Annotated in this window: 10 protein-coding genes; 6 read left to right on the top strand and 4 right to left on the bottom strand. The window is 62.8% G+C overall.

Annotated elements, in window-relative coordinates; translation table 11 throughout:
• Window positions 1-66: 66 nt before the first annotated feature.
• The 4 genes from nagB to SA2016_RS01565 all read right to left on the bottom strand — a co-directional run bounded on the left by nagB (window position 67) and on the right by SA2016_RS01565 (window position 4,555).
• A complete protein-coding gene (gene nagB, locus SA2016_RS01580; RefSeq protein ID WP_066494600.1) occupies window positions 67-810 on the bottom strand; it encodes a glucosamine-6-phosphate deaminase in 744 nt (247 codons plus the stop codon).
• 8 nt (window positions 811-818) lie between these two features.
• Window positions 819-1,847 (bottom strand): ROK family protein, encoded by a 1,029-nt coding sequence (locus SA2016_RS01575; RefSeq protein WP_066494599.1) that lies wholly within the window; start codon window positions 1,845-1,847, stop codon window positions 819-821.
• Window positions 1,844-3,292 carry an APC family permease gene (locus SA2016_RS01570; protein ID WP_084249226.1) on the bottom strand — a complete coding sequence of 483 codons (1,449 nt, stop codon included), beginning with the start codon at window positions 3,290-3,292 and terminating at the stop codon, window positions 1,844-1,846. The genes SA2016_RS01575 and SA2016_RS01570 overlap by 4 nt, the downstream gene beginning before the upstream one ends.
• A gap of 135 nt (window positions 3,293-3,427) precedes the next feature.
• A complete protein-coding gene (locus tag SA2016_RS01565) occupies window positions 3,428-4,555 on the bottom strand; it encodes an ROK family transcriptional regulator (protein ID WP_169803036.1) in 1,128 nt (375 codons plus the stop codon).
• Window positions 4,556-5,101: 546 nt separating this feature from the next.
• Here SA2016_RS01565 and SA2016_RS22585 point away from each other — a divergent pair.
• The 6 genes from SA2016_RS22585 to SA2016_RS20610 all read left to right on the top strand — a co-directional run bounded on the left by SA2016_RS22585 (window position 5,102) and on the right by SA2016_RS20610 (window position 12,110).
• Window positions 5,102-6,217, top strand: a complete 1,116-nt coding sequence (locus SA2016_RS22585; protein WP_084249225.1) for a tyrosine-type recombinase/integrase — start codon at window positions 5,102-5,104, stop codon at window positions 6,215-6,217.
• Between the two features lie 230 nt (window positions 6,218-6,447).
• Complete coding sequence (locus SA2016_RS20615) at window positions 6,448-8,196, top strand: tyrosine-type recombinase/integrase (protein ID WP_169803034.1); 1,749 nt, start codon at window positions 6,448-6,450, stop codon at window positions 8,194-8,196.
• Complete coding sequence (locus SA2016_RS22580) at window positions 8,180-8,629, top strand: DUF6262 family protein (protein ID WP_371326641.1); 450 nt, start codon at window positions 8,180-8,182, stop codon at window positions 8,627-8,629. The genes SA2016_RS20615 and SA2016_RS22580 overlap by 17 nt, the downstream gene beginning before the upstream one ends.
• Before the next feature lie 394 nt (window positions 8,630-9,023).
• Window positions 9,024-9,329, top strand: coding sequence for a hypothetical protein (locus SA2016_RS01555; RefSeq protein WP_066494597.1), 306 nt, complete (start codon window positions 9,024-9,026; stop codon window positions 9,327-9,329).
• A gap of 457 nt (window positions 9,330-9,786) precedes the next feature.
• The gene (locus SA2016_RS01545; RefSeq protein WP_066494594.1) at window positions 9,787-10,209 is read left to right on the top strand and encodes a hypothetical protein; all 423 of its coding nucleotides are present in this window, start codon (window positions 9,787-9,789) and stop codon (window positions 10,207-10,209) included.
• Between the two features lie 542 nt (window positions 10,210-10,751).
• A complete protein-coding gene (locus SA2016_RS20610; protein ID WP_084249223.1) occupies window positions 10,752-12,110 on the top strand; it encodes a pentapeptide repeat-containing protein in 1,359 nt (452 codons plus the stop codon).
• Window positions 12,111-13,593: the final 1,483 nt, after the last annotated feature.

The raw sequence follows: 13,593 nt of genomic DNA, 5'->3' as shown, positions 1-13,593 counted from the left end.
TACCTCGGAACGTCCGTCGCGGTCGGCACCGGGCAGCCTGGTCGGAGCAGATGCAGCCTGTTCCGATCAGGGCACGGTGACGGCGGACGCGGGATGGAGCAGGGCCGCAGCAGCGCTGTCTGCGATGACCGTGACGTTGGGGTGGCGTTGGATGATGGAGGCCGGGAAGTCTTCGGTGACAGGGCCGTTGAGGGCGGCGGCGAGGGGCGCTGCCTTGCCCGGCCCTGCAGCGACGAGCAGCAGGTGGCGCGCTTCCATGATGGTGCCGAGGCCTTGGGTCAGGGCGTATTGGGGGACGTGCTCGGGTGCGTCAAAGAAGCGAGCGTTCGCGCGCCGGGTATCTTCGGCGAGGCGCACCGGGCGAGTGCGGGAGGAGAAGGCCGAGCCAGGCTCGTTGAAGGCCAGATGGCCGTTGCGGCCGATGCCCAGAATCTGGAGGTCCACTCCCCCTGCGTCGGCGATGGCCTGCTCGTAGGCGGCGCATTCGGCGTCGAGGTCCTCGGCGTCCCCGGTTGGGACGTGGACGCGCCCCGGCACGATGCCGAGGGGGCCGGTGATGCGCTCAGCGACGAACCGGCGGTAGCTCTGGGTGTGCGCAGCGGTCAGGCCCACGTACTCGTCAAGGGCGAAGCAGGTCACCCCGGCGAAGTCCGTGCGGATAGTGCGGCCAAGGTGCTCGTAGGCCGGGAGCGGTGAGGATCCGGTCGCCAGCCCGAGCACGCTGTTTCGCTGGCGATGCACCTGTTCAGCGACGAGGGTGGCCGCGGCCTCTCCCAGCTGTGAGGTGGTGTCGGTGATGATCAGCTCCATCGGGCTCCTCAGGCGATCGTGGCTTCTAGGGTCTCGGCCACCGGTTCATGAACAGCATCGGCAGTCATGTCAACGGCGGGGACTGCGCAGCCCATGCTGCGGTAGGCGAGGAGGAGGGCGCCCAGCATCGAGAGCTCGTTCGCGGATGAGGAGACGAAGACCTCGGGCGGGCAGGGCACGTATTCCTCCAGCGCAGTGCGGAGCGGGGCCAGGAAGGCCTGGGACGCGGCACGGGTGGCCACTCCCCCTCCGATGGAAATCCTCTCCGGGTCGAGGACTACGGCGAGGTTCACCACCGCATGGACGAGCTCGGCGATTGCCCCCTCCGCGAGGCGTCTCATCTCCGGACGCACGGCGTCACCGGGCCCGGAACGACCCGCGAGAGCGAGGACCTCTGAGGCGTCGATGTGGCCGACGCCGAGGGCGGCCGCACGCCGCGTGAGCGCACGGCCGGAGATCAGATCCTCCAGCGGCGCTGATCCGCTGCGGTGCCCGGCAGGGCGGGCCGGCGCCGTGGGCAGCAGGTAGCCGATTTCGAGGGCTGCCCCGTGGGCTCCCATCAACGGCCTGCCCTCGATGACGGCGCCCGCGGAGAGGCCGGTGCCGAGGTTGATGTACAGGCCACACTGGGTTCCGCGCAGCTGCCCCCACTGGTGCTCGGCCATGGCCGCGGCCTTGACGTCGTTGGCCCACGCGACCTCCTGCACGCCGAGAGCGGTGGACAGGACGTCCGCAGGAACGGAGGATTCCATGCCCGGGTTGTTCGGGACGAGGCCAATGCCCTCCTCGGTCACGACGCCCGGAGTTGCCAGGCCTACCGCCGCTGCCCGCACGGGACCGCCCGCGTGCAGCGCTGCGGAGGCCGTGGCCTCGCGGTAGCACTCGAGGACCTCGGCGAGCGTCTCCTGGGCGGGACGGCCGGACCGGGAGCGATGCGTGGCCACGGCGAGGAGGCGTCCGTCAAGGTCCGCCGCGCAGACCTTGACCTTGGTCCCCCCGATGTCCACGCCGATCGCCAGGGGGATGGGAGCGCTCACGCGCGGACCTCGTCGAGGTGGATCTCGGCGTCGACCTCGTTCGGCTCGACGGGCAGCGGGCCGAACGGCCAGGTCTTCTCGCGCTTGGCCCAGACGAGGAAGAGCACCACGCCGAGGGCGACCCAGCCGAGGGAGAGCTCGATCGGGTGCAGCCCCGGAGCGTTGGCATCGGAGTAGAGGTAGACCGCGATCCATCCCGCCCCTGCGACGATCAGGGGCAGCGGGTAGAGCCACATGCGGTAGGGCCGCACCATGTCCCGCCGGCGGCGCAGGAGCACCACGGCCGCGATCTGGCCGAGAGCCTGGACGAGGACCATCACGGCGGTCAGCAGCTGGATCAGGGCGGAGATGTCGGTGAAGCGGCCGATGAGGAAGCCTGCCATCGTGCCGACGCCCATAGTGATCAAGCCGGCGATCGGGAACTCCTTGGTGGGGTGGAGCTTGGCGAAGGCCTTGAAGAACACCCCGTCCCGGGCCGCGTCGTAGGGGACGCGCGAGCCCGCGAGTAGGCCGACCAGGAGGGAGGCGAACGCGGTGACGAGGATGAAGACGGTCACCACCGCGGCGGCCCCGGGACCCCAGGTTCGCTCGAGGAGGAGTGAGACGACCGAGGTGTAGGCCTGGGAGCCGGTGTCGAGCATCTCCTGCCACTTCACCACGCCCAGGACACCGATCTGGGTGAAGAGGTAGATCACCATGATTCCGAACACCGAGAACACGACCGAGCGGGGGATCGTCCGGCCCGGGGACTTCATCTCGGCGCCCATGTAGGCGGCGGTGTTGTAGCCGAGGTAGTCGTAGATCCCAATCGTCAGGCCGGCCACGAAGGCGACCCAGAACCCGCCCGAGGAGATGTCGAACGCCCCTGCAGGGAAGTCGAAGACCTGGGCGGCGTTGAAGTGGGTGAAGCAGGCGAGGATGACGGTCAGCACTGTGGCGACCATGATCACCCACAGCACCACCGTGAGCCGGCCGAGAGATTCGATCCGCCGCCAGAGCACCACGGTGATCACCGCGATCAGCGCCAGCCCGACCACATTCCCGGTCATGTCATCCATGCCCGGGATGAGGTATCCGAGGTACTGGACGAAGCCGATGACGCCGGTGGACATGATCAGCGGGATGAACAGCACCGCGGACCAGACGAAGAGGAACGGCATCAGGCGGCCTGTCCGGCGCTTGAACGCCTCGCGCAGGTACACGTAGGTCCCGCCCGAGCCCGGCATGGCCGCGCCGAGCTCGGCCCAGACCAGCCCGTCCGCCAGCGCGAGGATCGCGCCTGCGATCCAGCCGACCACGGCCTGCGGGCCTCCGAAGGCCACGATCATGGCCGGGATGGTGATGAACGGGCCGATCCCGACCATCTGCGACATGTTCATCGCGGTGGCCTGGAAGGAGCCGATGCGGCGCCGCAGCTGCGGCGCGCGGTCAGGGAATGACGCCATCGTGGATTCCTTGCTGGAAGAGGGAGGCCGCAGCCCGAGAGGAAGACGGGCCTTGCGGCGAAGCCCCTTGATCGTAAAAGACTTTTCCGATCAGCGTCAAGGGGGTGCGCGGCCGCTCACGCGCACACCTCTTTCTCAGAGCGCTGAGGAGAGCTTCTCCCAGGCGAGCTGGAGGGCCTTCTCGGCGCCTCCTTCCAGGATGGCGTCCTCGCCTGCCCTGCTGACCTCGACCGGAGGGGCTTCGAAGGGGAGTGCTGACTGCAGCTCAGCGCGCACCGCGCGAGCGAAGTGGTCACCGCCATGCAGCCCCACGCTGCCGGCAAGGACGATCAGCGGCGGGTCGACCGCGACGGTGAAAGCACTCAGCGCGAAGGCTGCGAGCGTGCCCTCCTGCAGCACCACGGCCTCTGCCTCAGGGCTGCCCTCTCTGGCAGCCTCCATCAGCTCGGCGACGGTGCCGAAACGAGCCCCGGCGCGTGCCGCCTGCTCGAGCATCGCGTCAGCCGAAGCGGCCTCTTCGAAGGCGCCGCGGGCGGATGGGCCGTCGTTCTCCTGCCCAGCGGCCCGCGTGGCAGCAAGCGGCAGGAACGCGATCTCGCCTGCCATGCCATGGGTCCCCGAGAGAGGCTGCCCGTCCCGGACCACGGCCGCTCCTACGCCGCGGCCTATGGAGAACAGCACAAAGTCACCCTGGCCGGCGTCCCGACGCGCGCGAGCCTCGCCGAGCGCGGCGAGATAGACGTCCTTCATCACCAACAGGCCCGACCCGAAGCGGGCCCGAAGAGCGTCCAGAGTCCTCGCGTCGCCCCAGCCCGGCAGGTTCGATGCGTGCTCGAGTACGCCCGACTCGGGGCGGACGACTCCGGGACTCCCGACCACGGTGAAGGCGATCGTCCCGGGCCTGAGGCCTGCCTCCTCCACCACGTGCTCAAGCCCCGCATCGAGCGCCGCAAGAACACCGTCCGCGGAAGGAGATGCAGGGCGCTCGCGCCACGTGGCCGCCCGCGTCCCGTCGAGACCCGTCAGAGCGAGGCGCACCCACTGGGTTCCGACATCGACGCTGAGCACTGCACCCGCCGAGTTGTCGATCCCCCACACGACGGGCGCCTGCCCGGACTGGCCGGACCGCAGGCCCCGTTCCTCCACGAGCCCGGCATTCTGCAGCGCCCTGAGCGCAGAAGCGACCGTCGGCTTGGACAGAGCAGTCCGGCGCGCCAGTTCGGGGACCGTGGCCGCACCCGAGGAGATCAGGTTCTCCAACACGACGCGCCCGTTCGCGCGCCGCAGGTCACCGGCCCGAACACCTTGCAGCAACGAAGTCAATGCCGCCACCTTTCTGCTGCGCTACCGCCCTGCACTTCTCCCCTCAGGCTACGTCGCCGTCCCGGCCGCCAAGGCCACAGGCCATGGGATGGACCCTGTTCCCTGCCCTCACCCGATGGGCCGGCGGGGTTCACAGAATCCACAGCCTTCACTCTGGACACGGCACGCTGATAGCCTCGACCCCGCGCGGCATGCCGCCACTGCTGGGGAGTGGTGCGGAAGTCGTTGTCGCGCCAGGGCGCCCGGGCTCCGTGATCAACGGGCCCGGGCGTCTCGGTCGTCGGGATTGCCGCAGCATGCGGCGGCTGCGCGGTGACGTGGGTGGGCCCCGTGGGTCTCGAACCCACGACCCGCGGATTAAAAGTCCGCTGTTATCAATGTAGCTGGGAAGGGTGTCATCTCCGTCATCGGCGTGTCGCAAGGACTCACTAGCCCCCTCGGAGTCAACATGTTCCAAGACACACTGTCGTTTCCAAGGGAGCCGCGGTGAAGGTGCAGGTTACATCTCGAACCGATTCCGGGGTACCAGCCGGGTGGTGCGTCGTAGACGAGCAAGGCCTTCCTGTGCTGGAGGCAACTCGCTTCCTCGCGCACCTGTCCCAAATTGAGCGGTCCCCGAACACCTGCAAGGCGTACGCCCACGACCTAGCCCTCTACCTCACCTTCCTCGACGAGTTCGACTTTAAGATCGACGACGCCACCAACGACCTGCTTGGACGGTTCGCGCATTGGCTTCGGTCTCCCCAGGCGTCCGTGACAGCCGTCTCGGAACAGTCGGTTGCGCGTTCTCGCACCACCGTCAATCGCTCATTGTCAGCGGTTGCTTCGTTCTACGCCTACTTGGGCTCATACGGGGAAGGCGCAATTGGAAACCTTGCCTTCACTAGACTGATGCAAACAGCCCACATCTTTCACCGAGCGAATCGACGCCTCGTTGACAATGTCGGCAGCGCGAGGCGAAAGCGCGATGGCCATCGCATCGGTCCACGGCTGCCTGTTGTCCAGAAGACGATGAAGACTTTGACCGTGGAACAGGTCAATACGATTCTGGGGGCCTGCCGAACCTACCAGCACCGCCTTTTCTTCTGCTTAGCATTTACGACTGGCATGCGAATTGGTCAGATTCTCGGACTTCGCCACGAAGACATGGATACAAGAAGTCGTACCATATGGATAAGACCCCGGGACGACAATGAGAACGGAGTCCGTGGCAAAATTCGCAAGCCACACTCCATTCCGATCACCCGACAACTCGCACGCCTGTACGAAGAATACATGCACGAAGAGTACGGCCACATTGATAGCCGATACGTATTCATCTCGCTAACGGGAAAGCGGGTGGGTCGGCCCCTCGCACCGAGTTCCATCTACGCTTCTGTTCGCTCGATTCAACGGCGCACGCAGATATATGGCTGGACTCCCCACACACTCCGGCACACTTACGTTACCCTACAGAGGCAAGCGGGCGTTCCGATCGAAATATTTAGCAACCTTGTAACACACGCTCACATTCAAACTACAATAGAAACGTACAGCCACCTCTCCGCCGATGACCTCAGGGAGGCCCTGATCCGCACCGGGGCTTGGGAGTCCCCGGCATGAGTAGCCAAAATCTCGTGCCCTTCAGAAGCGATTCTCCCGACTTCAATTATCTCAAGTGGATCCAAGATCTGGTACCGGCGCAATTCAGCGTCGCACATCTCACCGCGGATCCTCGCGGAGTATATTCTTATCCTCCGTGTCAGCTGCACTTTTGTCCCCGCATTTCGCAGGACCCCGCTACTCGCTTATGTCGCATCCACAACGACGAGCGCCGGGCCAAAAAGCTGGAGTTGGAGCAGTTTGTCAAAATAAATAACGACAAGAAGCAAGAGACAACCAAACTCAGAATATCGTCGGTCTCGGTTCGTGGTATTTTCGATTTCGGGGCCGTAAGCCATCCGACCGTAAGGGCCGAATTGGCCTTTGGAATGAGCAAGAGGGCCAACCCGGAAAATGGATTTGGGCCAGCACGCCCGGCAGCCTTCAACAGATTAGTTGCTGAGATTAACAAGACGCATATCATCAGTCTGCTGGAGCTAGAGCCAGAAGACATCGGTGATCTCGCGGATCAATGTGGGAGCTATTATGACTCCGCGAAGGGGATCATCAACGAAACGATCAACCAAATTAAGATCGCCAGAGGCGAACCCGAGGCGCGGCGTCGCATAGGAGCAAGGTACAACGGCGCTTCCGTCTACACTACCTATCAGAACATAAAGCAATCGTGGCTTCGCGAGCTCGTTGGCCGGTGGGCGACTTTCCGCTATAACACCAGTGGAAACTCGACGCTCTATCTTCAAGCTCAACAGACGGCAATGGTTGAGTTCGCGGAATGGTGTGAGCAGAAGTCGGTCAGATCGCCAGAAGATCTCACGCGCGGCCTCCTGCTCGACTGGCTTGGCCACGTAAATAGCCTACAAAACCCGCGAACAGGAAAGCATCTGTCTGCCAGTTGGCGCCTGAAGCTTGTGTCTGCAGTCGAAAGCTTTGTCGAGGTTCTTCGATCTGAGTTCAACTATCCCATTCCCACCAATGCTCGATACCGACCTGGGGAACTGCCACAACGTGAAGAACCTCGTCCGAGGTTTCTTGAGCCCCACATAATCGATGCACTTCGCAAACCCGAGAACTTAGCCCTCATCGAAAACCGTGCCCATCGTCTCGCCGTCAGGATCATGATGGGAACTGGGATACGTGCGGGCCACACCTGTAATCTGCCATTTGACTGCCTCAAAGATCTAAACAGGAATGGCAGCTCGGATAAGTGGGCACTCGCGTTTCTCGACACCAAGTCAAACTCGAACCGCATGCTACCGCTGCCCCCGGACCTAGCTCAAGATATTTTGTCATTTCAAAATGAACAGCGTACCCTTCTGGGCGGGGATGCACCCGAATTCCTATTCTTCAGCCCCAGAGCCTACAAAATAGGTCGGCTCACCGTCGAAAGGTTGAACACGACGATACATGAATGGGTGGCTCGACTGGGCCTGCGCGAGACCGATGGTTCGCCCGCTGTCGTGACTCCCCATCGTTTTCGGCACACTTTCGCGACCGAGAACCTGGAGAAGGGCGTTCCGATCGAGATTGTGCAGGAACTCCTCGGGCACAGAAATCTGACGAGCACTCAAATCTACGCCCATGTGTCCAATAAGAGGCTGCGTGAGGAGTGGGAGAAGGCACAGCTTTTAGATGTTCGCGGGGAGTCGATTGCGATATCTGACGGTCCTGAGGGAGATGCAGAATGGCTTCTGCACCGAATCGCGCGAGCCACTCAGGCTCTCCCCAACGGGTATTGTGGTCTCCCGATCCAACAGAGTTGCCCCCATGAACACGCCTGCCTTAACGACTGCGTCCACTTCATGACATCTCGCGACTTCTTGCCTGTTCTAATTCAGCAACGCGACAATCACGCGCGGTTGATCAGCAAGGCTGAAGCTAACGGACATCTTCGCATTGTTCAGATCAATAAGAAGCCGATGGAGACGCTTAATCGGATCATAGGAAAGATTGAGGAAGAGGGCAATGCCGAGTCGCAATGAGAGAATTGCTTTACTGGCAGAAGCCAATCGTGCGCGTACAGCCCGAAAAAGGGGACACGTCCAAGATGCGCTCCGGGCAATGCACAAGGCAGGATTGACGATCAATGTCAGCACAGTGGCGGTTCGTGCGGGCGTCTCGCGTAACTTCATTTATCAACAAGCAGACCTCTTGAGTTCCGTGCAGCGCAGCGCAGACACGCAACCCGGCCGATTGGATCGGCCTCGTTCCTCCTCGTCCTCTTCGGAGGCCAGTCTGAGGTCTCGTCTGGTAACCGCTCTCGATGCACTCGCTGCAAGTAGGCAGGAGGCGCAGGAGCTATCTGCAAAGGTGGAGCGACTGACCGGTGAGGTAGCGCGCCTCATGGTACTGGTTCCCATGGAAGGCGATGAAGGGACGCGTACGGGTAGGACGCAAGCAAACGCTAGAATCTAGTTCTCATGAGCTAGCCCCCTCCACAGCTGTGTTCCTCCTTGGATACCAGCCGAGTGAATGGTGGCTCCAAGTTGGCTCCTCGAGCGTTCTTGCAGTCTTATGCGCCGTCCTGTCGGCGGACGCGATGGTGGGACCGATGTCGTTGGGCAATGGACGCCGCGAACTCAAACGACGAGGGCCTCCAGTGTGAGGGGATCGCGATGCTGTCACTGATGGCAAGGGCAGAGGCTCAAGGCAAAGAGAAACAGCGCATCATCGGTCAGTCCATTCACATCACGAACCGGACAGCCGCTGGAGCGCCTATCCATCATCAGATGGAGCAACGCGTCTCACGGAAGTAGGACCTTCGGCGGACGCTCGGTCGCCTGGGCCTAGGATTGCTACGCTCCAACCTGTGACGGATACGAAGGTGACCAAAAGCGCTTGCGAGCACTGGGTCTGCTCTGTGCTGTCGCGGTATGGCTGGGATACGGCACTGACCCGGGACGGGCTGGAGCGAACCGACATCCTCGCCGTGCAGACCGAGGGGACGGACCGGGAGACCATTGAGGTGCAGGTCAAGTCTCTAAAGTCCACCGGGCCGGTGTCGTCCTGGCCCATTTCCGTGAAGGCGCAGCGCCCGGCGCTCTCGCAGCACGAGTGGTACACGCTGGTCCTCCTCGATCCCGATTCGCTCTCGGCGGCCCCCGCACGTTCGTGATGCCCCGAGACCGCGTCACCGCAGCCGAGTGGATCGAGCACCGCGAATGGCTCTACACCCGACCGTTCCGTCAGGGAAGCGCAACGTCGGGGTGGACCGCCCCCGGCTGGGGCTGCAGATCGTCCTCCAGTACGAGGGCAGGTGGGACCTGCTCGGAACTCCCACGAACGAGGTTCTTGTGCTACTTCCGCGGCGGTTCCGCGAACTTGCCCTCGACTCCAAGATCGGCCTCCCACCTGAGCACCCGTGGAAGCAAGATCTGCCGGAATGGTAGAAGGCCGGGGAGACGTGCGAGGACAGTGGTGATGCCGGTGACGGGCCGTAGCGGGCTCGTGGGGCGCCGTCCTAATGACCGCATCAGTCCTTATGGGGAACTTGCCCGGCAGAGTTACGTGGTCGTGCAGAGACCCCTACGACAGACAGGCTGGTCGCTTGGCGGATCGGAGCGATCCGAGGCATGAAGGGCCCCGTCGATGTCGAGTTCTGGGCACCCCAGAAGCAGCTCCCTGAGGAAGAGCAGATCCGGACTTTCCTGTTCCTGACAGATCCGAGCGGCGTGAGAATGGCGGCGGTCGGAGGGCGGTACGACGGTGCATACGTGGTGTACGAGTTTGATGTGTCAGCGCTGGCTGCCTCCGGTGCCCCAGTCGAGACCGTGCACGAATGGGCAGTTGCCGTCATGAACGTCTTGTTCCAACAGGACGAGACAGCCACTGACGGGTTCACCGATCCGGTGCTGCTCTCGGAGGCCTACAAGACCGGCAAGCTTGGCGCAACAGCCAGGGACGTGCCCGAAGCATTCAATGGCTTCTCCTCGCTGAGACATGCGGTCCATGTGGCTCAGGGCGGGGCCGGAGCCGTCGCTGAGGGCGCCTTATGACCAGAGCCGGCCTGAGGCGCCGACGTATCCGATGACGAGCGGGTTCGTCTCGCCCTCAATCGCTCTCTCTTCCTTTTGAAGCTCATAGATGTAAGGGGATCCGCTACCGCATCCGTTCTCGGTTCCCGAGTTGATCAGGGCTGACAGTCCTCGTACTCCAGCAGCCGAATCGGGCGATCGGGGGCCTTCGACTGGCTCAATTTGATCCGAAAGCAATCGACCGCTTTGCTGACATCGAGCGGTTCGACGGCGAGGTGGTGGCGCCCGGCTTGAGGACCGCGCTCCGCGACTCTAGGGTGGCCCGCAAAGGTGTGTACAAGGGCACGACGAATGACTCTTGGCCCACGCGGGCGCCGGATGGTTCCGCTGGCGTTCTGCTGAACAGGTGCATCTACTCGCGGGATAGGAAAGGTTCTCGTCGTAGATAGTCAGCACGCTTGACCACCGCGGCCCTCCTTTTGCACCGCTTCGGGCCACTTGCTGCAGACGTGAGAGCGCGGCCGAGGATCACAAATCCCGCATGGACGACTAGTCTCCTCGCTATGACTAAGCCCGCGGTCGTTGCCCTTCTCACAAATTCTCAGGTGTGGAATGCATACCTCAAACGACTGCCACAGGATCAACGGCCGGATCTAGCAGGGGCGAAACTAGCAGGCGCGGCCCTCGACTATCGTGATCTATCAAGAGCTAACCTCGTTGGCGCGGACCTGAGCCGGGCCAACCTCGCCAAGACCCTCCTGATCGACGCGGACCTCAGGGGGGCGAACCTCGCCGACGCGAACCTCGCGGGGGCGATGCTCAACGACGCGAACCTCACGGGAGCCGACCTCACGGGAGCGAACTTGACCGCCGCCGATCTCATCGGAGCCGACCTTACTGAGGCGGACTTCGATCACGCTAGGTTGACCGGAGCGACCATGATCGAAGCGAACCTGGTCGGGGCGGCGCTTACCGCCGCGAACCTCAGACGGGTAAACCTGACCGGTGCGCATCTCATGAACGCTGACCTAACCCGAGCGCAGCTTTACAACGCGAAGCTCAACGGAGCGATCCTCACAAGCGCGACCCTTAACCGGGCGAACCTCACGAATGCGGATCTCACCGAAGCGGACCTTACAAGCGCGAAGATTGACCTAAACACCGTAAACGCCGCCGGCGAGACGCTATTGAGGGCCCTCCAGTCCAGCTCAAGTAAGAAGCTCGCCGATTTAGACGTCGTTCGCCTTGTAGTTGAGCTTCCCGAGAACAGTGACCCCCAGACCTTGGCCGACTTAGCTTCCTCCGCAGCAATCGTCGCACGCCTATCGATGCAGGTGGGTGCCCAGCTTCAACACGAGCGGCTCCCTGAGCTCTCGTCTGAATCTGTGGGACCTCTGCTGACTACGGCAACCGGACAGCCCTCTTTCGTTACGGTGCGATCAATGCACTATGGAAGCCCCTGGTGGATTGATCTGGTCGAACAGGTACCCTCCTACGTCCAGCTCGGGGGAGCCATAGCAGGTACTGCCGCTATTGTCGGAAGGAAACACAACCGACAGCTACTCTCATTCCTCTTCATGTTAGCGCGACGCCAGGAGCGTGAACTGTGGCTCGAAGAACGACGTGAGTATCGACGAGCTGAGCTAGGGCGCCAACGCGTTGAACATGAGCACCAGATCGCCGAACATGAGAAAGAACGGGCCAATGCTGCGGCTGAAATGGAGCGACGAACCATGAGTGAAGCTTCAGTTGCCAGCCTCCGCATCGAACCAGCCTCCGAAGCTGAACTGCGGCAACGGGTGGCCAGTGCTGGCCTGAAACCTGAATTGACAGCCAAAATCCTTGAAGACAGCGCCGGTTTGGAGCCGCTCGTCCGCAATGGCCTCAACGTTGTAACAGCCGAGGAAGACCAAAGGGGCTAAGCGGAAGCGCAATTGGGCGCCGTTCCCTGCGAGCAGATCCTCGTCCGACAACGATCTACGATCGGACCGAAGTCATTCGACTTCGCCTCCGACGCGCCCGGGCGCGAGGGGCTGCGGGACGGTCTTGGACGGACTGAGGCTCGATTGAGCTGGCTCTCCAGCAGGACCGCTCTGGTCAGAAGCGCATGCCGGTCGTTCATGACCCTGCGGCTGGGGGCCGAAGGACGGATGTCTCGGTTGTACCACTACAGGGGCTCGGGAGAAAGCAGTCCCATGCATCCGGATCAGACGGAGGGGGCCAAGAGAAACATGCGGCAAGAGTAGGCGCGCAGCTATGAAGTTGACGAAGCAACCCTGAAATGCACGACCACCCCATCGTCCAGTGGGCGGTCGCGCACTGCGCTTGACCTCCGGCAAGGGCAACAGTCGAGTCCACCGGCGTGAGCTCCCTGTACACGTCCCGAGTCAAGCCGGCATCTTCCTCCTCGTACTTGTTTACATACCCACAGCCCTTAGCGCTAGCGCAGCTGTCGTAGACCTAGCCTTCCTGCCTAGCCCTCGCTTCTAGGCGCTCCATGCCGAGCTCCTTGGAATCGACTCGGCCCAAGCATTCGCCTGTTTCCTCGTAGACAACCTCCCAGCCTCCGGCTCGGTCCGGACGGAGGGTCCCCACCTCGGCTCGATTGGATGTCCACTTAACCTTGAGCTCGTTGGTCTGCACATTGCGTCGAGCGCTAAGGCTTCCATGCTTTGTAAGACCGGGGACGCCGGACGTCCGTAAGCGGGTGGCATTCGGCGATCCCTTTTTTTGCGCGACAAGTACATTTCGCTGCTTTCGCGTGAGCACTCTCAGGCCAAACAGCCACTTCAACCCTCCGATGACTACCCGCCTCGAGGGCCGGGCTGCCAGCAACACAATGATCAACGCCCCAAACCCGTAGGGCGCTGTCTGTCGCCAGAAATCAGGATTTGTCGGCCCCGAGATCGTCCCTGTCCAGAGCCCGGCGAGACCAATCAGGACCAAACCCCCAAGAATGGTTCCTAAAACGGCTGCCAGCGAGTTTTGCGTGAAGTCCGAGGGGTTCTTGTCCGGTGAGGTCACAGAGAGATTGTATGCTTCCTTGGTCGCCCGAAGTGGCCGTTTCAGGGCCGGGACCCGCGAATGCGCGCCCAGCCAACGGTTCGGGACAGGGCCATCACCACGGCTGGGCCCCCGCGAGAGGTCGTGCCAGTAGCATGTAGCCATGGGTGAACGGCGGGCTCGAACGGGCGACGCGATGCCGCCGGGGAGCGGTACGCCGCTCATGAGCGCCACGACGTGGCGCGTGAAAGCAGCTGCGGCGCGGTTGCGTCTCACCACGGACCGGAAGCTGGGAAAGCGGAGTCCCCAGTGGGTGCGAGAACTGGCCGCTCTTGAGATCGGCACTGATGAGGCGGCCAGGCTCGCTTACCGAACGCAAGTCGGAGCGGCCCGTTCTCGCAT

The organism is Sinomonas atrocyanea (assembly GCF_001577305.1).
Lineage (GTDB): Bacteria > Actinomycetota > Actinomycetes > Actinomycetales > Micrococcaceae > Sinomonas > Sinomonas atrocyanea.
This window is presented reverse-complemented; position numbering and strand designations above follow the sequence as displayed.

Bases quoted from the DNA above. Each gene is read 5' to 3' on its own strand.
- SA2016_RS20610 (WP_084249223.1), top strand. From the start codon at position 10,752: ATGACTAAGCCCGCGGTCGTTGCCCTTCTCACAAATTCTCAGGTGTGG.
- SA2016_RS01570 (WP_084249226.1), bottom strand. From the start codon at position 3,292: ATGGCGTCATTCCCTGACCGCGCGCCGCAGCTGCGGCGCCGCATCGGC.
- SA2016_RS22580 (WP_371326641.1), top strand. From the start codon at position 8,180: ATGCCGAGTCGCAATGAGAGAATTGCTTTACTGGCAGAAGCCAATCGT.
- SA2016_RS01545 (WP_066494594.1), top strand. From the start codon at position 9,787: ATGAAGGGCCCCGTCGATGTCGAGTTCTGGGCACCCCAGAAGCAGCTC.
- nagB (WP_066494600.1), bottom strand. From the start codon at position 810: ATGGAGCTGATCATCACCGACACCACCTCACAGCTGGGAGAGGCCGCG.